The 18,634-nt window shown below is 66.2% G+C and carries 18 protein-coding genes; 5 read left to right on the top strand and 13 right to left on the bottom strand.

What is annotated here, in order from left to right:
- The first annotated feature begins 26 nt into the window (after positions 1 to 26).
- On the top strand, positions 27 to 2,141 hold the full coding sequence (locus OK351_RS14395) for a DUF6807 family protein (RefSeq protein ID WP_265160264.1): 2,115 nt from the start codon (positions 27 to 29) through the stop codon (positions 2,139 to 2,141).
- 83 nt (positions 2,142 to 2,224) lie between these two features.
- On the top strand, positions 2,225 to 3,319 hold the full coding sequence (locus tag OK351_RS14390) for a M24 family metallopeptidase (protein ID WP_265160262.1): 1,095 nt from the start codon (positions 2,225 to 2,227) through the stop codon (positions 3,317 to 3,319).
- A 76-nt stretch (positions 3,320 to 3,395) separates the two neighbouring features.
- On the opposite strand, the gene OK351_RS14385 is transcribed toward OK351_RS14390, so the two are convergent.
- Genes OK351_RS14385 through OK351_RS14370 form a run of 4 tightly spaced genes read right to left on the bottom strand, consistent with a single transcriptional unit; the run spans position 3,396 to position 7,596 of the window.
- Positions 3,396 to 4,313, bottom strand: a complete 918-nt coding sequence (locus OK351_RS14385; protein ID WP_265160260.1) for an NAD-dependent epimerase/dehydratase family protein — start codon at positions 4,311 to 4,313, stop codon at positions 3,396 to 3,398.
- Between the two features lie 6 nt (positions 4,314 to 4,319).
- Positions 4,320 to 5,675 (bottom strand): Gfo/Idh/MocA family protein, encoded by a 1,356-nt coding sequence (locus OK351_RS14380; protein WP_265160258.1) that lies wholly within the window; start codon positions 5,673 to 5,675, stop codon positions 4,320 to 4,322.
- A gap of 33 nt (positions 5,676 to 5,708) precedes the next feature.
- The gene (locus OK351_RS14375; protein WP_265160255.1) at positions 5,709 to 6,677 is read right to left on the bottom strand and encodes a carbohydrate ABC transporter permease; all 969 of its coding nucleotides are present in this window, start codon (positions 6,675 to 6,677) and stop codon (positions 5,709 to 5,711) included.
- Positions 6,670 to 7,596, bottom strand: coding sequence for a carbohydrate ABC transporter permease (locus OK351_RS14370; RefSeq protein ID WP_265160252.1), 927 nt, complete (start codon positions 7,594 to 7,596; stop codon positions 6,670 to 6,672). Before OK351_RS14370 ends, OK351_RS14375 begins: the two co-directional genes overlap by 8 nt.
- Positions 7,597 to 7,869: 273 nt before the next feature.
- Between OK351_RS14370 and OK351_RS14365 the strand changes: the two genes are divergently transcribed.
- Entirely contained in the window at positions 7,870 to 9,054 is a 1,185-nt protein-coding gene (locus OK351_RS14365; RefSeq protein WP_265160249.1) for a mandelate racemase/muconate lactonizing enzyme family protein, read from the top strand.
- Between the two features lie 20 nt (positions 9,055 to 9,074).
- Here OK351_RS14365 and OK351_RS14360 read toward each other — a convergent pair whose 3' ends face one another.
- The 9 genes from OK351_RS14360 to OK351_RS14320 all read right to left on the bottom strand — a co-directional run bounded on the left by OK351_RS14360 (position 9,075) and on the right by OK351_RS14320 (position 16,144).
- On the bottom strand, positions 9,075 to 9,794 hold the full coding sequence (locus OK351_RS14360) for a glycerophosphodiester phosphodiesterase family protein (RefSeq protein WP_265160247.1): 720 nt from the start codon (positions 9,792 to 9,794) through the stop codon (positions 9,075 to 9,077).
- Positions 9,791 to 10,576: an HAD family hydrolase gene (locus OK351_RS14355; protein ID WP_265160401.1), complete on the bottom strand. Its 786-nt coding sequence runs from the start codon at positions 10,574 to 10,576 to the stop codon at positions 9,791 to 9,793. Before OK351_RS14355 ends, OK351_RS14360 begins: the two co-directional genes overlap by 4 nt.
- Positions 10,577 to 10,581: 5 nt before the next feature.
- Positions 10,582 to 11,484, bottom strand: coding sequence for a carbohydrate kinase family protein (locus OK351_RS14350; protein ID WP_265160245.1), 903 nt, complete (start codon positions 11,482 to 11,484; stop codon positions 10,582 to 10,584).
- On the bottom strand, positions 11,481 to 12,086 hold the full coding sequence (locus tag OK351_RS14345; protein WP_265160243.1) for an alpha/beta fold hydrolase: 606 nt from the start codon (positions 12,084 to 12,086) through the stop codon (positions 11,481 to 11,483). The genes OK351_RS14350 and OK351_RS14345 overlap by 4 nt, the downstream gene beginning before the upstream one ends.
- Before the next feature lie 71 nt (positions 12,087 to 12,157).
- Positions 12,158 to 12,946, bottom strand: coding sequence for an enoyl-CoA hydratase/isomerase family protein (locus OK351_RS14340; protein WP_265160240.1), 789 nt, complete (start codon positions 12,944 to 12,946; stop codon positions 12,158 to 12,160).
- 62 nt (positions 12,947 to 13,008) lie between these two features.
- Positions 13,009 to 13,710, bottom strand: a complete 702-nt coding sequence (locus OK351_RS14335) for a LysR family transcriptional regulator substrate-binding protein (RefSeq protein ID WP_265160238.1) — start codon at positions 13,708 to 13,710, stop codon at positions 13,009 to 13,011.
- A gap of 58 nt (positions 13,711 to 13,768) precedes the next feature.
- Positions 13,769 to 14,200, bottom strand: coding sequence for a universal stress protein (locus OK351_RS14330; protein WP_265160236.1), 432 nt, complete (start codon positions 14,198 to 14,200; stop codon positions 13,769 to 13,771).
- Positions 14,201 to 14,281: 81 nt separating this feature from the next.
- Complete coding sequence (locus tag OK351_RS14325) at positions 14,282 to 14,980, bottom strand: dienelactone hydrolase family protein (protein ID WP_265160233.1); 699 nt, start codon at positions 14,978 to 14,980, stop codon at positions 14,282 to 14,284.
- Between the two features lie 162 nt (positions 14,981 to 15,142).
- Positions 15,143 to 16,144: a uridine-preferring nucleoside hydrolase UriH gene (locus OK351_RS14320; RefSeq protein ID WP_265160230.1), complete on the bottom strand. Its 1,002-nt coding sequence runs from the start codon at positions 16,142 to 16,144 to the stop codon at positions 15,143 to 15,145.
- Positions 16,145 to 16,326: 182 nt separating this feature from the next.
- Between OK351_RS14320 and OK351_RS14315 the strand changes: the two genes are divergently transcribed.
- Complete coding sequence (locus OK351_RS14315; RefSeq protein ID WP_265160227.1) at positions 16,327 to 17,370, top strand: LacI family DNA-binding transcriptional regulator; 1,044 nt, start codon at positions 16,327 to 16,329, stop codon at positions 17,368 to 17,370.
- Between the two features lie 126 nt (positions 17,371 to 17,496).
- Positions 17,497 to 18,558, top strand: a complete 1,062-nt coding sequence (locus tag OK351_RS14310; RefSeq protein WP_265160225.1) for an ABC transporter ATP-binding protein — start codon at positions 17,497 to 17,499, stop codon at positions 18,556 to 18,558.
- The last annotated feature ends 76 nt before the right edge of the window (positions 18,559 to 18,634 follow it).

Raw genomic sequence — 18,634 nt, 5'->3', positions numbered from 1 at the left:
TCCGCACCAGCTTCCGAAGGACTCCCATGGCTCCGATGACAGAGAACCCCAACCTCGCAGCAGCGAACCGCGCGACACGGACAGTTGACGCGCCGACCATCGCCCTGATCGGCCTGAACGGTTTCGGGCGCCAGCACCTGCTCAACATCCACCGGCTGGTCAAGCTGGGCAAGGCCCGGCTGGTGGCCGGGGTCAGCTCCAACGACCCCGGGGCCGATATCCGCGGTGAGGGCGTGCCGGTCTATGCCACGCTTGGCGAGATGGCCGCTGCCGGGATCCGTCCCAGCATCATCATCGCCTCCACGCCCATCAACACCCACCATGATCTGGCATTGCAGGCCCTGGATCTGGGGGCTGACCTGTACCTGGAGAAACCGCCCACCGCAACCCTGGAACAGTACGAGGACCTGTTGCAGGCCGCGCGGCAGGCCGGGCGGCTGGTCCAGGTGGGTTTCCAGGCCGTGGGGTCCAAGGCACTGGGCGAAGTGGCCTCCTGGTTCGCCGAGGCGGAGTCGAGCCCGATCGGCGCGTTGCGGGCCGTCGGTGCCAGCGGCACCTGGGTCCGCACACGCGGCTACTACGATCGTGCGCCCTGGGCCGGGCACCGGGTACTGGACGGGGTGCAGATCGCCGACGGGGTGACCACCAACCCGCTGGCGCACGCGGTGATGAGCGCACTGCACATTGCCGGAGCCAAGGCCTCCGGGGATGTGCAACGCATCGAGGCGGAGCTGCACCACGCCCACGATATCGAGGCCGATGACACCTCGGTCATCCGCTTGCGTACCACCGCCGGGATCCCGGTAACCTGCGCATTGACCTTGTGCTCCACCGAGCAGCGCGACCCGTGGATCACCATCCACGGGACCGAGGGCAAGGCCGTGCTCTACTACACGCGGGACAGGTTGGAGATCACCCCGAACCCCGATCTGGGCGGCCAACCGTCGACAATCGAGTTCGGCCGGGTGGACCTGCTGGAGAATCTGGTCGACGTGCAGCGCGGGGATGCCGAGGCGTTGCTCTGCCCGCTTGAGGCCACCGGCGCGTTCATGCGGGTGCTGGAAACCGTGCGCACCAGCCCCGAACCGCAGGCCATCAAGCCACGGTTCGTCGACGTGGTCGGCGAGGGGCCGGAGGCCCATCCGGTGATCCCGCAGATCGAGAACCTGGTGGACCGTGCGGTGGCGGCCCAGAGCGGATTCTCCTCCCTCGGCGCGCCCTGGGCATCGGAACCGGACCACAGCGGCTTCCTGCAGGTCCCGGATCCCGCCACGGGCACCGGGCAACCGGTGGCCAGGCTGCGGACCGGACATGACATCAGCCCGACCAACTCCCCGCGTCCGTTCCTGGACCAGCTGCGCACCCTGGGTGGTGTCCGGGTCAGCGACCAGCAGCCGCTGGACCACACCTGGCACCTGGGTGTCGGGGTCGCCCTGCAGGATGTCAACGGCAACAACTTCTGGGGCGGTCGCACCTATACCCGTGACCACGGCCGTTACATCTGGCGTGATGACCACGGGGTCATCCACACCCGCCAGGAAGTACTCTCCGCCGACGGTTCGCGGTTGGAGGCGGACCTGGAGTGGATTGGCCGCGACGGGCAGGTGCTGCTGCACGAGCAGCGCACGGTGAAGGCCACCGGCTTCACCCGTGGATCCGGCCACGAACAGGGGTGGATCCTGGATTTCACGTTCACCCTCAGCGCCCCCGGCAACACCGTGGAGTTGGGATCACCCGGCACCAATGGGCGGGACAAGGGCGGCTACGGCGGATTCTTCTGGCGCCTGCCGCAGCTGGACGGTGCCCGGATCCTGTCCGCCGAGGCCGAAGGAGAGGAAGCCACCCACGGTCTGGTCAGTGACTGGCTGGCCATCAGTGCGCGGTTCCAGTCCGATTCGGCGGCGTTGGACCAACTCGGCCAGGCACACGGCCCGGCCACCCTGGTCTTCCTGTCCCGGGACAACGACCCCTGGTTCGTCAGGTGCGCCGGTTACCCGGGTATCGGTTCCTCGCTGGCCTGGGAACGCCCGGTCACGGTTCGTCCCGGGGAACCGGTATCCCGCAACGTCAAGGTCCTGCTCAGTGACGGGGTCCTGGACAAGTCCCGGATCGAGCAGCTGGCTGCACACTACGGCAAGTAATCCGCCGGGCCACGGTGGTTGTGCGCACCCTCCGGGGTACGCGCAACCACCGTGGCCCTTTAACGACCAGAAAGTCCCCCCATATGACACAGAACGACCCCGAACTGTCCTCGAAGCACCAGGCCCTGATCGCGCTCATGGAGTTGCACCAGGTGGATGCGATCCTGCTCGAAACCCAGCCGAGCATCGCCTGGTACCTGTCCGGGGCCCGGGTGCATGTCTCGTTGGCGGCACCACCGGTGGTGCGGGTTCTAGTCCACCGGGGCGGAACCGAGGTGGCCACCCCGTTGGCCGAGGCGGACCGGCTGCAGGCCGAGGAACTGCCTGCCGCACCGGGCCTCGGCCTGCATCCCCTGGACTGGTTCGCCGATCCGGGGCAGGTCGGCACCTGGTTCCCGGACGCCGCCGGCTGGCTCATCGCCTCGGAACAGCAGCTGGAAGCCCCGCTGCGGGCCCTGCGCCAGATCCTCTCGGTGACGGAGATCGCCCGCTACCGGCAGCTGTGCCGGGATGCGGCCGAACTGATGACCGACACCCTGTCCGGGGCCACCGCGCAGCTGACCGAACTCGAACTGGCGGCACGGCTTGCCGCAGGGGCCGTACGGCTGGGCGCCGAACCCACCGTGGTGCTGGTGGCCGGGGCCGGGCGCTACGCCTATCGTCATCCGCTACCCACCGGTGCCGTACTGGGGCGCCGGGCCATGGCGGTGCTGTGCCTACGCCGCCACGGATTAATCGCCAACATCACCCGGTGGGTGCACTTCGGCCCCCGCACCGCCGCGGAGGCCGGGCATGATCGGGCGATCCTGGAAGTGGAAGCCGAGATCTTCGCGGCCCTGCAACCGGGACGGGGGCTTGGGGAACTGCTGCCGGTCATCCAGCAGTCCTACCCCCGGCATGGTTTCGACGCCCGGGAGTGGAGCCGGCACCACCAGGGCGGGATCGCCGGGTACAACGGGCGGGACCCCCGGTTGGCTCCGGGGGCGCAGGATCCCATCCGCGCCCGGCAGGCCTTTGCCTGGAATCCCAGTGCGGCTGCGGCCCCCGGCCAGACGGTCAAGGTGGAGGACACCGTTCTGCTCACCGAGGAGGGCCGGATCGAGGTGCTGACCAACGACCCGCGTTGGCCAAGTGTTGCCGTCGGAACGTTGCAGCGCCCGGTTCCGTTGGAGCTCTAGCCGCCGAAGCCAATGACCCGCCCACCGGCCTGGAGGGCCGGTGGGCGGGTCATTGGCGTTGTCCTGGGGGCCCGGTTTAACGGTGTACGGCGGCTTCCTGTTTCAGTTCGGTACGCCAGCTGCGCTTCGGTTCCCAGCCAAGCACCCGACGGGCCTTGTCGATGCTGAAGGCCGGGGTCGAGCCGGTGAGCCCGGCGGCCAGATCCGCCAGTTCCGGATAGATGCGCGGGATCACTTCGCTCAGCGGTTCGCTGGCCATCGCGTCGGCCGCTCCGACGAAGAAGACCGATCCATTGTCCACGACATCGAATTTCTCCAGCAGCAACAGCAGGAAATCCGCCACATCACGGGCATCGACGTAGTTGAACAGCGCCGGCGCCGACAGGGCCGGATCGGCCAGCCGCTGCCGCACGGTATGCCCCTGTTGGGTTGCGGCACCGGCCCATTCCTCCTCGGCGATCACGTAGCAGGGGCGGAAGGAGGCGAATCTGACCGGGCCATCCGGCCCCTGCGCCGCGGCGAACATCGCCGCGATCTGCTCGGCCACGTATTTCGACAACCCGTAGGCATGCCAGGGGCGTGGGACCAGCTCCTCATCCAACGGCAGGCGTTCGGGGATCCATCCGCCGGGGGAACCGTAGCCCATGATGGAGGGGCTGGAGGCCAGCACCACCTTGCGTGCCCCGCCGGCCACCGCCGCGGCGGTGACATTGTGGGCGATCGCGGCATTGGTGGTCAGCAGGACCTCTTCCGGGGCGCTGAACGGCACCGCGATGGCGGCCAGGGAAACCACCGCATCCGGGCCGAGGTCGGCAAACAGTTCGCTGGTGGCCGCGGCATCCAGCAGATCCACACTGCGGTAGTCCACGCCGTCCACCGGATGCTGCGGCCGCTGCCGGTCCAGGCTCGTCACCTGGTAGCCGGCCTGCGCGAAGCCCTGGACGACGCTGCGTCCCAGCCGCCCGGACCCGCCGGTAATGATTACCTTTGCCATCGTCGGTTACACCGCCACCTTGCCCTGCGCGGCCAGGTCGATACCGAAGTCGACCTCGGCCACGGCCACCGGCGCATTGCCGGCCAGGGACTGGTTTGCGCACACGCCGACGGCAATGGCGTTGATGCCGTCGTGCAGCCCGGCCTGCCGCTGGTAACGGTCGTGGCTCACGCCGCGGAACAGCTCGGCCAGCAGCAGCTTGTCCCCGCCACCGTGGGTTCCCTCGCCGTTGACGATCTCGATCTCCCGGGCTTGTTCCCAGTGGCGTTGCAACACCAGCCGTTCGGACTTGTGGCGGACCAGACCGTCCTGTGCGTCTTCGGACACCGAGGGATCCACGGGGCTGCCACCGGAGGTGGGCAGGACGGCCGCGCGTTCAACGACCTCCAGCTCGATCCGCCCTTCGGTTCCGTTCACTGCCACCCGGTAACCCTCCCAGGGGCTGTGCGCGTTCAGCGAGTAGTTCAGCACCGGGCCCTTGGCGTATTGGACAAGGACCGCGAGATTGTCCTCGATGTCGATATCGCCCTGGAATACCCCCTGGTCGCGCTGGTATCCGTCATGGTGCTCGTTCTTCAGGTACAGGGCGGCCAGCCGCTGATCGCTGCGCAGATCCAGTGCGAACGGGTCGTCCTGGGCCGTGTCGGCGGTCCCGCGTTCGGTGCCGTTGATGCCCCGTTTCGCTGAGCTCTCGGCACCGTAGAACTTCAGCCCCCCAACGGCGTATACGCTTTGGGGAATATCTTCTATCCACCAGTTGACCAGATCGAAATGGTGGGATGACTTGTGGACGAGCAGTCCGCCGGAGTTCTGTTTGAGCCGGTGCCAGCGCCTGAAGTAGTCCGCCCCATGCACGGTGTCCAGAACCCAGCTGAAGTCGACCGAGGTCACCTTGCCGATGGCCCCATCCTGGATCGCCTGCTTCAACGCGGTATTGCGCGGCGAGTAACGGTAGTTGAAGGTCACGATCACCTCGCGCCCGGTATCCTCCACGGCCGCGGCAATGCGTTTGGCCGCCGCGGCATCAACGGTCAACGGCTTTTCCACGATCACGTCGGCCCCGGCCCGCAAGGCGGTGCACACCAGATCCGCATGGGTGTAATCCGGGGAGGTGATGACCACCCGGTCGATCCGCTGGTCCTGGATATACGATGCCAGCTGTTCGGCGGGGAATCCCTGGACCCGCTGGCCGTAGGTCTGCTCGATCACATCCTGGTAGTACTCGATCCGCCCGGGGTTGGTATCGGCCAGTGCCACCAGTTCGGCGACCTCGGCGTGCTCACCGAGCATGGCGTGGATGTACATTTCACAACGGTTGCCGGTTCCGACGATGACATGTCGTGTACGTGGCTGTTCGCTCATTGGGTCAATGGCTCCTTGCAGGATGGATGGGGGTTATTTCAGGCCGGTGGTCGCGATGCCCTTGATCAGGAACTTCTGCCCGAACAGGAAGGCCAGGAAGACCGGTATCAGCGTGACGATCGACATGGCGAACAGCGATCCCCAGTTGGATTCGCCGGTGGAATCGATGAAGGCGCTCAAGGCGACCGGCACCGTGTAGTTGCTCGGGTTGGTCAGGTAGATCAGCGAGGTGAAGAAGTCGCTCCAGGTCCAGATGAAGGTGAAGATGGCGGTGGTCGCCAGCGCCGGCACCATCAGCGGCAGGATCACCTGCAGGAAGGTGCGCAGGTGACCGGCCCCGTCGATGCGCGCCGCCTCGTCCATGTCCTTGGGGATGCCCCGGATGAACTGGATCATCAGGAAGATGAAGAACGCATCGGTGGCCAGCAGCTTGGGTACGATAATCGGCCAGAAGGTATTGACCCAGCCGATCTGGGAGAACATCACATACTGCGGCACGATGATCACGTGGATCGGCAGCATGATGGTCATCAGCATCAGTGCGAACATGGTCTTCTTGAACCGGAAGTTCAACCGGGCAAAGGCATAGGCCGCCATCGAGCAGGAAACCAGGTTACCCAGGATGCACCCGAGGACCACGATGGCCGAGTTCAACAGGAACTGGCTGAAGGGGTGCGACAGCGCGTTCCAGCCGTTGACGTAGTTTTCCCACTCGAAATCCTGCAGCAACAGGCCCGGCTCACGGAAGATCACATCGTTGGGGCGTAGCGAGCTGACCAGCATCCACAGCAGCGGATAGATCATGACCAGGGCCGCGGCGATCAGCAGCACGTGCTTGATGATCGACCGGGTCCGGGCCGCCGGGGTGGGACGGTGGCCGCGGGCCTTCAGGCCCTTCTCATCCGTGCCACCCACGGGCGGATTACCACCCAACAGCGCCTTTTCGTCCAGCGGGCCGCCAGGGGCCGCGGTCGTTTGCGAAATCGAGGTCTGGTTAGTCATCGTAGAACACCCAATACTTTGAGACGAAGAAGTTCACTGCGGTGAAGGCACCGACGATCAGGACCAGCAGCCAGGCCATGGCCGAGGCGTAGCCCATATCGAATTGCTTAAAGCCCTGCTGGTAGAGGTAGAGCGTGAAGAACATGGTTGAATCCGCAGGGCCGCCCGTGCCGTTGGAGACGATGAAGGCCTGGGTGAAGTTCTGGAAGGAACCGATCACCTGCAGCACCAGGTTGAAGAAGATGATCGGGCTGAGCAGCGGCAGGGTGATGGCGAAGAACTGCCGGCGCTTGGTGGCCCCGTCAATGGACGCCGCTTCATAGTACATCCGCGGGATCTGGCGCAGGCCGGCCAGGAAAATCACCATGGGCGAGCCGAAGGTCCAGATGTGCAACAGGATCAGGCTGCCCAATGCGGTGTCCGGGTTGGAGATCCAGCCCATGCCCTCGATGCCGAAGAAGGCCAGGAACTGGTTGACCAGGCCGGTGGTTCCGAAGATCTGCTTCCACAGGACCGCGATGGCCACCGAGGAACCGAGCATCGAGGGAAGGTAGAACACCGAGCGGTAGAACGGCAGTCCGCGCATGCCACGGTCCAGCAGCATCGCGACTGCAAGGGCGGTCATCAGCTGGAGTGGGACACCAACCAGCACATAGGTGAAGGTCACCTGCAGCGAGTTGTGCAGCCGCTCGTCGTTGAACATCCTCTCGATATTCTCCAGGCCGCTCCATTGCGGTGCCTGCAACAGGTTGTAGTCGGTGAACGAGAGGTACAGGGACATCAACATCGGCCCCAGGGTGATCAGGAACAACCCCGCGGTCCAAGGCAGCAGGAACAGATGCCCGGCCTTGTTGTCGCGGTGGTTGACCTTCACACCCTTGGACTTCTTCAGGTTCTGCAGTTCGGCGATGGCACTCATTGACCGCTATCTCCTGCCACGCCGGCACCCCTGTGCCGATCACGGGTTCGCAACAACATGGTTGACTCCTTGGATTGGTGTTCTACTGATGTAGCTCGCAAAGCTGGAATGCGCTTTCCAAACGGTGTTCCCTAACGCTAAACTAAACACCATCGTGAGGTCAACCACATTCCGGATCCGGCATCGCCTTCATGTCATCCACAGCCGGCCCCACGGGTCCCGCAGGGAAACAACAATCCCGCCTTCCTCCGCCACGCAACGATTGGAATCGCATTGCACCAAGTCAATGAGCTGGAACACGGCACCATCAAGACTATCGAGATCATGGTGACTTCGATCGGTTTCTCCGCGCGACGCAACGAAACGACATATGCAAACTCGGAATCCATCGATGCCTTCAACGCATCATCCCGGGAATTCACCTCCATGCAGTGCCTGCTGGTCAAGGTCATCACCCGCGATGGGCTGGTTGGCTGGGGTGAAGCCTTCGGCCACAAATCCAACCCCGCCACCCTGGCCGCCCTGGGGGAGATCGTCTGCCCGTTTTTCATCGGCCGTTCGAGCGACCCGGTCACCCAGACACCGGCCGCGGAGCGGGCCTTCCACGCCTTTGGCCGTACCGGCCCGGTGCACTATGCCCTCTCCGCGGTGGACACCGCACTATGGGATATCACCGCGCAACGCGCCGGCCTCCCCCTGCGTAGGCTGCTCAACCCGGAAGCCCGCAACACCATCACCGGCTATGCCTCGCTGGTGCACTACGGGGAAGACCCGATCCAGGTGGCCGACCAGCTTCGCCTTGCCCAACGGCACGGTTTCCGCGCCTTCAAGCTCCATGAATCCACTCCCACGGCGATTGCCGCGGCCCGTGAAACGGTCGGCCGGGCACCGCTGATGGCGGATGTGAATTGCAAATGGACGGTACAGGAGGCCGAAGCCGTGCTGACGGCCCTGGAGCCACTGGAGTTGTTGTGGATGGAGGAACCCGTTTTCCCTCCCGATGACTCGGCGGGCCTGTTCCGGCTGAACAGCAGGCATCGAAATATCGCGGCCGGGGAAAACCATTCGGGAGTCCGCGCACTGATCGCGGATATGGAATGTGGTGCCCTGGCCTTCGCCCAACCCAGCGTCGGCAAGATCGGCGGGGTCAGTGCCATGTTCGAGGTCATCGCCGCGGGCCGGCGTGTGGATGCCGCAGTGGTCCCCCACAATTTCTACTACGGACCGGCCCTGCTGGCCACGGCGCAGCTGATCGCCACCAGCGCGGCGAATGACCTGCCCGAGTTGGAGATCCCGTTCCTGCACTGGGATTCGCTGCTGCACCCGTTCCATGCCCCGCACCAGAACGGTGTACTGGCGGGGGGCAGCATCCCCCTGCCCGACGCACCGGGCCTGGGCTTCAGCCCCGATCCCCAGGTGCTCGAACGCAGCCGGATCACCCACCGTGTCATCGACTAGGCACCCCGGAGGTTGGCCCGCTAGCCGCGAAGGACCCTGGCCAGTGTCGGGGCCTCGTCGCTGATCAGCGCGTCGACATCCCGGGCCAGCAACCTGCGCATACCCGGTTCGTCATTGACCACCCAGACGTGAACCTGCATCCCGGCGCGGTGCACCGCACGGATGAAACACCGGGTGGTGACCGGGACGATACCGCGGCGCTGCGGCACCTGCACCGCCCAGAATTCGGCGGCGTACTTCGCCGGAACCCGTCCGGCCAGGTGCGCCCAGAGCCAGATGCGGATCATGTCCGCGGTTCCCGGGCTCCGCCGTACCGGCTTCGAGAGCAGGTGGGCGGTCGCACGGGTACGGGCCGTATCAAAGGAGGCCAGGGCAACCCGCTCATGGCTCGCGGTCTTCTCGATGACCCTGGCCAGCGGCGCGATGACCGCCTCGTCCTTCACATCGATATTGAAGGTGACATCCTCGAAGGCCTCGATCAGTTCCTGCAGCCTGGCCAGCGGCTCTCCACCGGCACGCAGCCGGACCACCTGCTCATCGAGCAGCTCGTTGAACCGGCCGCGGCCGTCGGTGATACGTTCCACGCTCTCGTCGTGGAAGGCGTAGACCACCGCATCCGCGGTACATCGTACGTCGGTTTCGAAATGCCGGATACCGGCGTTGTAGGCCCGTTCGAAGGCCAGCCGGGTGTTCTCCTCCGCCCCGTGGCGGTAGCCGCGGTGGGTGAATCCGTAGCTCACTTCAACAGTCCCTCGATCACCTGGGCCACCCCGTCCTCGGCGAAGGGCGGGGCGATCAGTTTCGTGGCCGCCAGGGTTTCGCGGTGCCCGGAGGCCATGGCGTAGCCGTGGCCGGCGTATTGCAGCATCTCGATGTCGTTGGGCATGTCCCCGAAGGCCATGATCTCCGCCGGTTTGATCTGCAGGCGGCGGGCGTATTCATCAAGGGTATTGGCCTTGTGGATCTGCAGGTGCGCCATTTCCAGCAGCGAGACCCCGGTGGCCGAGTGGGTGAGCCATAGTAGCCGGGACAGCTCGGGGAACACCGCCGAATAGAAGGCCTCCACGGCCAGGCCCGGCGAGCGCGCCAGGAACTTGACGATGCCTTCGGCATCCAGTTCCGGGCTGTGCAGGTCCAGTTCGGCCAGCGAGCCCAGGGTGCGTCCGGTTTCGGCGAATCCGGCCCCCAGGTGCAGTCCCTTGGTGGTTTCGGCTGCGAAGCTGGCCTGCGGTTCGTGGTGCAGGATGATCTGCTGGGCCTCGACGGCGGTGGCCGCGTCGATGGTCCGGGACCAGAGCACCTGGTCGTTTTCCAGGTCGTAGAGCACCGCCCCGTTGGAGCAGATCACGGTGCCCAGTCCGCCGAAGGCGTCCACGATCGGGGTCAGCCAACGGTAGGGGCGCCCGGTGACGAAGACAATGTGGATCCCGGCTTCGCGGGCGGCCAGGAAGGCATCCCTGGTGCGGGTCGAGATCTTGCCGGTGGACGAGACGATGGTGCCATCCAGGTCGGAGGCGATCATCTTGATCACGCCAGTTCCTCCCGCCAGGGCGGGTTGGCCCCGGCCCGGGTGACGGTGATAGCCGCGGCCCGCGAGGCGAACTGCAGGGCCTGGCGCAGTTGATCCGTACCCAGAGCGGCCAGTTCGCCGCGTCGGCTTGCACCCATCAGCGAATGGTCGGCCAACCAGCACAGCAGGGCGGCGGTGAAGGAGTCCCCGGCCCCCACGGTGTCGGTGACCTCCACCAGGGTGGAGGCGTGTTCCACCGTGCCGGCGCGGGTGACCCCGAAGGACCCCTTGGAACCGGCGGTGGCGACCACCACGGCCGGTCCGAGGTCCAGCCAGGCGCGGGCGCTGTCATGGACCGAGCGCAGCGGGTAGAGCCAGCGCAGGTCGATGCCGGAGACCCGGACCACGTCGGCGGCGGCAACGAAGCCTTCCACCTGTTCCACGGTCTGGGCGTGGTTGGATACCAGCGAGGGACGCAGGTTGGGGTCGTAGCTGATGGTTGCGTGGCTGCGTGCCCGGGTCACCATCGACAGCAGTTCCCCGGGGCTGAACAGGGTGGCGATGGATCCGGTGTGCACCAGCTGGCTGCTGGAATCCAGTTCCGTACCCAGGGTGGGCAATTGCCAGTAGGCGTTGAAGGCGAAGGTGGCCCCGCCGGCGGGATCCAGCATGCCGTGCGCGATCACGGTGGCCTGGTCGTCGGGTCCGCCCACGAAGCTGACCCGGTTCTCGGCCAGGTAGTCCTCGATGGTGCGCCCCTTGTCATCGTGCCCCCAGCGGGAGACCAGGGTTCCGGGGTAGCCCAGCCGGGCCAGGGAGACGGCGACATTCAGCGGGCTACCGCCCACGAATTCCTGGGGCGCGGAGATTCCCGGGGCCAGGACATCGACCAGCGCCTCGCCGATCACCGTCGGGTTCATCGTGTTCCTCCAAAATGCCAGGGGGCCAGTTGTTCCACGCAGGCCTGCCACTGCTCGGTAGCCGGGTCGATCCAGGTGAAATGGTCTCCGTCGAAGTACCGGGTGTGGTGTTCCTGTCCGCACCCGATCGCCGCACGGCTGGCGTGTTCGGCTATCACGGGCGGGACATCCTCATCCTGGGTCCCATGAAAGATTATGACACGTGCCGCCATTGGCCACTGCGCCACCGGGTTGACCTCGTCCAACGGGGTGTCTGCCAGCATCTCGCGCACCGCCCCCTGGCTCAGCTCCAGGTCCGCGGCCAACTGCAGATCCAACAACCCGGCCTGGCTGATGACCAGGGTGACGCGTTCCTCTGCGGCGGCCAGCAGGCAGGCCAGCTGGCCGCCGGCGGAATGCCCGATCACGGTAACCGGCCCGGGGTCGGGAATGGCGGCCAGCGCGCTGCGCGCGTCCTGGAGCATCCGCAAGGCACTGCCCGGGCCGCGGCGGTATTCGAGGTTATAGGCCTGCAGCCCGCGGGCCGCCAGGTCCTCGGCCAGGCTTTCGCCCAGGCCGGCATCGTAGGTGGTGCGCCAGTACCCTCCGTGGATGACCAGCACCGCCCCGGTACCCCGCGGGGTGCCGGGGGTATGGCTGTACAGGTATTGGTCGGGGTGCGTCCCATAGCGGATTACTTGCCGGGGAATTGTGCTTTCCTCTTTTCCACGAAGGCGGCCCGGCCTTCCACCGAGTCCTCGGTGTCGAAGGCCTGGCGGAAACTGGCCACTTCCACGTCCAGTCCGGCGTGCACGTCCACGTCCATGATCCGGTTCAGCGCGGTTTTCACATTGGCCACTGCTGTGGGCGAGACCGCGGCGATCTCCTCGATGGTGGCCACCGCGGTATCCAGCAGCTCCTCGGCCGGGACCACCTTGTTGGCCAGCCCGATGCGCAGGGCCTCGGCCGAGGTGATCCGCCGTCCGGTGTAGATCAGCTCCCGGGCCATGGCCACCCCGACGCGGCGTGGCAGCCTCACCGATCCGCCGAAACCGGGAACCAGGCCGAGGTTGACCTCCGGCTGCCCGAAGCTGGCGTTCTCCGAGGCGTAGATGAAGTCGCAGGCCAGCGCCAGTTCGCACCCGCCGCCCAGGGCGAAGCCGTTGACCGCGGCGATCACCGGCAGTTGCAAGGCCTCCAGTTCCTCGGTGACCCGGTGCATGCGCCGCCCGTAGGCCTCGGCGGCATCGGCGTCCATCGCGGACATCTGCACGATATTGGCCCCCGCGACGAAGGATTTGTCCCCGGCCCCGGTGATGACCACCCCGCGGTGTTCGAAGGCGCTGCCCTTGAGGTGTTCCACCAGTCGCTCCAGGTCGGCCACGACTTCCAGGGCCAGCGCATTAAGCGAGGCCGGCTGGTTGATGGTGACGACCAGGGCGTTGCCCTGCGTACGTAGGCTCAGTGTGTCGAATTGCTCCATGATCCCACCTTCTCACGGGCAACCGTTGTCCCACTAGACTTCTTTGCCACCGGCGAAGCGATTCAGCGGCGCTTGCGTGGTTTGGGCCGGGCGGGGCGTTTCGGCCCCGGGCCCTTGCCCGGCTTTCCGGAGGACGGCTTGCCGGTGCGCCTGGCCTTGGCCGAACCCTGCTGCTGTTTATCGCGGACCGAACCCTGCCGGGAGCTGCTGGCGCTGCGCCCGCGCACCACCCCGATGAATTCGTCGATCAGCTCCGACTTGTCCGAGTCCACCAGCCAGGCGATGCCGATGTGCGTGGGTTCCGCATCCTGGATGACGCGGTAGATGACATCCTTGCGTGCATGCAGCCGGGCCAGGCTCATGGGCATCCGGGCCACGGATGCGCCGCTGGCCACCACCTCCAGCGCCATCGCCACTCCCCCGGCCACCTCGGGGTAGTCGGCCAGGTCCAGCTGCGGGAAACCGGACGCGTCGGCCGCCGGGATCGTCTCGTCGTAGTACTCGACGTCGTGGTCCTTGGCCGCGCAGAGCACTGGCAGTTCCTCGTAGAGCGGGATGACATGCCGGGTCTCGTCGCGTGGATTGTGCCCGGGAGCGAACCGCACGAAAACCACATCGGCCTCGCCACCGGCCAGCAGGGGCAGCGGATCGCCCTCATCCAGCCGTTGCGCCCGCAGCTCGACCCGCGGATACCGTTCGGTGAAGCGGTCGATCCATTTGCCCGGTACCACCCCGGCGACATAGGTAACGCGTAGCTGTTGCACGTTAAAAGACTACTGCGTGGCGGCCGGGATTCCGGCGGCCACGCAGTAGTGCGGGTGCTTACTTGTCGGTCTTGACAACCAGGACGTCGCACGGGGCGGAGTGGGCGACCGAGGAGGCCACCGAGCCGAGCACGCGGCCCAGGCCCTTCATCCCCACGTTGCCGACCACGATCATCGCCGCGTTGCGTGCAGCGGCTTCAGCGATCAGCACCTCGGCCGGCTTGCCGTGGCCTGCCGCGGCGCTGATGTTGGCCTCGGGCTGGGCGTCACGCACATCGCGGGCCACGCGCTCGGCGAGCTTGCGGGCCTGCTCGGCATCGTCCAGGATCCAGGTGTCGGAGCCGATGGAAACGACTTCGGTGTTGTCCGAGGCATGGGCGGTGACCACAACCAGCTCGCCGCCGAGCTTGGTGGCCAGTTCGGCACCGCGGCGGGCGGCCTTCAGTGCGGTTTCGGAACCGTCGACACCAACGATGATGGTTTCAGACATTATGGGTTTCTCCTTGTGGGTTCGAGCTGTTTCTCGTCTTTGTGTAGCACACTCTATGTGACGTGTGCCACTACATGGTCCTTATGCGGCGTTCTCGCGCAGGAATTTTACGGCGCGTTCCCACGCCAGTGCGGCCTCGGCGGCCTGGTAGTTGCCGGCCGGGTTCTCGTCGTTGTGGAAGGCGTGGTCCGCATCGTAGTAGTGGAAGGTGACCTCGGCGCCGGATTCGTCGCGGATCTGCTGCTCCTGGGCGCGGGCGCTTTCCACCGGGTAGAAGCCGTCGCGGATCGCGTAGTGCCCCTGGATGGCGGCCTTGACCCCGGAGTAGTCCTCGGGAACCCCCTGGCCGACCCCGTAGAACGGGACGGCGGCCGAGATCCTCTGGCCTTGCTGTGCGGCGAGGTTCAGCACGAACCCGCCACCCATGCAGAAACCGATGGTGCCGACCTTGTCGGAGGTCACCTCGTCACGGCCGAGGAGGTAGTCCACGGCCCCGGCCAGCAGGCGGGCCCCTTCGGCCTCGGGCAATTCGCTCATCATCTTGCCGGCTTCGGCCCCGTCATGGGTGATCCACCCGCCGTACAGGTCCGGGGCCAGCGCCACGAAGCCCTCGGCAGCCAGGCGGTCGGCGATGTCGCGGATATGGTCGGTCAGCCCCCACCATTCCTGGATCACGATCACCCCGGGGCCGGTCCCGGATTCGGGTAGCGCGAGATACCCGTGGGCCTGCCCGTTGGCGGAGTCGAAGGTGACGTTCTGATGCGGGGTCTTGACAGCCATGACACAACCTTTACTTCGATGAGCTCAAGTTCATGTTCAGTCTATGTAATCCGGTGGCCATTTGGCATTGATCGCTGTCACAAATCATCGGCCGGGAATAGTGGCGCTGACTACTTTTTGCGTGGTCATTTCGGGCACCCCGGGTGATATGCGGCATCCGGGTCAGCGTGCGCAGGCCCGGGAGGGTGTTTCCGCCGGCTCCACCTCGCCGATATTCTCCAGCGCCTGGATGACCAGATCCCAGAAACGCCGGTGGTCCAGCTCCACCGCCACCGAGGTGTGGCAATCCGCGGCGGCCGGGGTGCGGAAATCCGTCACGGTCATGCCCAGGGTCAGCCCGCCCTGCAATTCGATGTCCACCGGTGCCTTGACGGTGCGCACCACGCTGGGGTCGATGACATAGGCCACCGCGCAGGGATCGTGCACCGGAGGGGCGTCGAAGCCCTGCGCCTGCCTGTAGGCCGTGCGGAGGAATTCCATCAATTCGCCCACGAACCGTGCCGGCAGGGTGCCGATCGCCCCGATACGCGCCACCACCTCGTCGGTGGCCAGCGCCTGGTGGGTCAGGTCCAGCCCGACCATGACCACCGGCCAGGACTCGTTGAAGACGATATGCGCGGCCTCGGGGTCGATCCTGATATTGAACTCGGCCACGGCACTCCAGTTCCCGGTATGGTAGCCCCCGCCCATCAGTACCACCTCGCGCACCCGCGGCACGATGCGCGGCTCCTTGCGCACGGCGAGCGCGATATTGGTCATCGCCCCGGTGGGCACCAGGGTGATCTCCCCCGGCTCGTGGTCCATGATGGTTTCGATCAGCAGGTCCACCGCGTGACGCCCGTCCAGGGTGATGGTCGGTTCGGGCTGCGCGGGCCCGTCCATGCCGGACTGCCCGTGGATGTCGTCGGCGGTTTCCATCGTGCGCACCAGGGGACGCGCACATCCGGCGGCGAAGGGCACGCCGGTGATCCCGGCAACCGTGCCCACCGCCAGGGCGTTGGCGCTCACCCTTTCCAGGGACTGGTTGCCGGCCACCGTCGTGACGGCCAGCAACTCGATCCGCTCACTGCCATGGGCCAACAGCAGGGCCACCGCGTCACCATGCCCGGGATCGCAGTCCAGGATGATTTTTCGTGGCGTGCTACTCGGGTTGGCTTCGGCCATGTCGGCTCATCCCCCTCGGGGTTCGGGAACAGGTGTTCCACGGGCACTTTTCCCAGAATTCCCGGAATCCCGGCTTGTTTAGGCACTATACGTCAAACGCTTGACTTCATGGTGTCCATGGCCGCCCGGCCGCGCGGGACCCCTGGGCCATGAACGTGACCGGCCGCACTAGGATAGATCCCATGAGCGCCCCGGACCCGACAGCACCCAGCACCACACCGCCTCGACGTGTCACCGCGGCCATGGTGGCGCAACACGCCGGGGTGTCCACCGCGACGGTCTCACTGGTGGCCAACGGCAAATCCGCCGGCCGGGTCTCGGAACGCAACGTGATCCGGGTCCGCGAGGCGATTGCGGACCTGGGGTACGTGGTGGACGGTATCGGCAGCTCACTGGCCCGCGGGGTCAGCTCGACGATCATCATGGTGGCCCCCGATATTTCCAATCCCTTCTTCGCCCGTCTGATCGCCGGGGTCCGCCAGGTCCTGGGTTCGGAATACCAGCTACTGCTGGCGGTCACCGACCCCGGCCAGGCACCGGGTATCGCCGAGACCCGACGGCTGCTGGGATTGCGGCCGGCGGGCCTGCTGATCGACGCCCCCAACCCCCGGTTCATCGGGGAGCTGGGTGCCCCGGTGCCGGTGGTGGCAGTGGATGCGCCCGATGCCCCGGGGAATGTTCCCGCGGTCAACCTGGACGTGGCCCAGGGGGCGCGGGATATGGCCGCGCACTTCGCCCGGCTGGGACACCGCAAGGTCGCCTACCTGGATGCCATCAACGACACCGCCACCATGCGCCAGCGCCGGACCGCCTTCGCCGCGGCGGCCGCCGAACTCGGCATGCAGCTCCCGGAAGGTGCGGTGACCTCCTGCACCATCGAACTGGGCCAGGCCGCCAGGCACTTCGCCCTGCACTGGCCACGGTGGCGCGAGCTGGGAATTACCGCGGTCGGTTGCGCCACCGACACCCACGCCTATGGCGTACTGCAGGAAGCGCGGGCCGCCGCCGTGCGTGTGCCCGAGGACCTGGCCGTTGCCGGCTTCGATGACCTTCCCTACTCCGCAACCACTAACCCGCCGCTGACCAGTATCAATCTGGATGCCACCGAGCTCGGTCGCACTGCGGCCACGCAGTTGCGCCAGCTGATCGAGGGTCACCCGCTGGAGCAATCGCATGTGACCCTGGCCGGGCGCCTGATCGAGCGCGGCTCCACCCTCCGGCTGTAGGCGCCACGAGGGAAAGCCCTTTCCGGGGTGTTGCCAAGTGTGGAAGGTGTGCAATAATCGCAGTTACCCATATCACTTTCACTACGGATCGTCGGGCACGTACCTGCCCGTGAAAGGAATGTCATCATGGCATCTGTGACTTTTGAGAAAGCCACGCGTATTTATCCCGGGGCCCTGGTCCCATCGGTCGACGCAATCGACCTGGAGATCGCCGACGGGGAGTTCCTCGTTCTGGTCGGCCCCTCGGGCTGCGGCAAGTCCACCACCCTGCGTATGCTCGCCGGGTTGGAAGACGTTGATGGCGGCACCATCCGCATCGGCGACAAGGACGTCACCAATGTTCCACCCAAGGATCGCGATATCGCGATGGTTTTCCAGAACTATGCCCTCTACCCGCACATGACCGTCGCCGAGAATATGGGCTTCGCGTTGAAGATCGCCGGGGTCGACAAGGACGAACGGGCCCGCCGCGTACTGGAAGCGGCCAAGCTGCTGGATCTGGAGAAGTACCTGGATCGCAAGCCGAAGGCGTTGTCCGGCGGCCAGCGCCAGCGTGTGGCCATGGGCCGCGCGATTGTGCGCTCCCCGCAGGTGTTCCTGATGGATGAACCGCTGTCGAACCTGGATGCCAAACTGCGTGTGCAAACCCGCACCCAGATCTCATCACTGACCCGCCGCCTCGGTGTCACCACCGTGTATGTGACCCACGACCAGGTCGAGGCGCTGACCATGGGCGACCGCGTGGCGGTCCTCAAGGACGGTACCCTGCAGCAGGTCGGCACCCCGCGTGACCTCTACGACCACCCGGAGAACGTCTTCGTGGCAGGGTTCATCGGCTCACCGTCCATGAACCTGATTGAGCTGACCGCCGCCGACGGCCACGTCGCCTTCGGCAACGCCAGCTACGCCGCTCCCGGTGCCACCGGCGGCACCACCTTCGGCATCCGTCCCGAGGACCTGCGCCTGGCCGCCGACGGGGAAGGTGCACCACTGCATGTGGACGTGGTGGAGGAACTGGGCGCGGACGCCTACATCTACGGCACCATGCACCTGGAGGGCAAGGACCACTCGATCGTCATGCGCGTGGACGGGCGCAAGCCCCCGATGCGCGGCGAGACGTTGAACGTCGTACCCGAGCCGGGACATGTCCACCTCTTCGATACGGCCAGCGGCCAGCGCCTGCCGTAGGGCAGGGTTTTCCCCGCGAATGCCAGGGGGCGGCAGGACCAAGCCGGTCCTGCCGCCCCCTGGCGTTTCCCGGCGG

Source organism: Glutamicibacter sp. MNS18 (assembly GCF_026107515.2).
Taxonomy (GTDB): Bacteria; Actinomycetota; Actinomycetes; order Actinomycetales; family Micrococcaceae; genus Glutamicibacter.
Note: the sequence above shows the minus strand (reverse complement) of the source record. Positions and strands in the feature narration are given on the sequence as shown.

Excerpts from the sequence above, each read along its gene's own strand:
- OK351_RS14315 (WP_265160227.1), top strand. The coding sequence starts at position 16,327 with ATGAGCGCCCCGGACCCGACAGCACCCAGCACCACACCGCCTCGACGT.
- OK351_RS14385 (WP_265160260.1), bottom strand. The coding sequence starts at position 4,313 with ATGGCAAAGGTAATCATTACCGGCGGGTCCGGGCGGCTGGGACGCAGC.
- OK351_RS14370 (WP_265160252.1), bottom strand. The coding sequence starts at position 7,596 with ATGAGTGCCATCGCCGAACTGCAGAACCTGAAGAAGTCCAAGGGTGTG.
- OK351_RS14395 (WP_265160264.1), top strand. The coding sequence starts at position 27 with ATGGCTCCGATGACAGAGAACCCCAACCTCGCAGCAGCGAACCGCGCG.
- OK351_RS14320 (WP_265160230.1), bottom strand. The coding sequence starts at position 16,144 with ATGGCCGAAGCCAACCCGAGTAGCACGCCACGAAAAATCATCCTGGAC.
- OK351_RS14325 (WP_265160233.1), bottom strand. The coding sequence starts at position 14,980 with ATGGCTGTCAAGACCCCGCATCAGAACGTCACCTTCGACTCCGCCAAC.
- OK351_RS14330 (WP_265160236.1), bottom strand. The coding sequence starts at position 14,200 with ATGTCTGAAACCATCATCGTTGGTGTCGACGGTTCCGAAACCGCACTG.
- OK351_RS14350 (WP_265160245.1), bottom strand. The coding sequence starts at position 11,484 with ATGAACCCGACGGTGATCGGCGAGGCGCTGGTCGATGTCCTGGCCCCG.
- OK351_RS14340 (WP_265160240.1), bottom strand. The coding sequence starts at position 12,946 with ATGGAGCAATTCGACACACTGAGCCTACGTACGCAGGGCAACGCCCTG.
- OK351_RS14380 (WP_265160258.1), bottom strand. The coding sequence starts at position 5,675 with ATGAGCGAACAGCCACGTACACGACATGTCATCGTCGGAACCGGCAAC.
- OK351_RS14355 (WP_265160401.1), bottom strand. The coding sequence starts at position 10,576 with ATGATCGCCTCCGACCTGGATGGCACCATCGTCTCGTCCACCGGCAAG.
- OK351_RS14375 (WP_265160255.1), bottom strand. The coding sequence starts at position 6,677 with ATGACTAACCAGACCTCGATTTCGCAAACGACCGCGGCCCCTGGCGGC.
- OK351_RS14310 (WP_265160225.1), top strand. The coding sequence starts at position 17,497 with ATGGCATCTGTGACTTTTGAGAAAGCCACGCGTATTTATCCCGGGGCC.
- OK351_RS14390 (WP_265160262.1), top strand. The coding sequence starts at position 2,225 with ATGACACAGAACGACCCCGAACTGTCCTCGAAGCACCAGGCCCTGATC.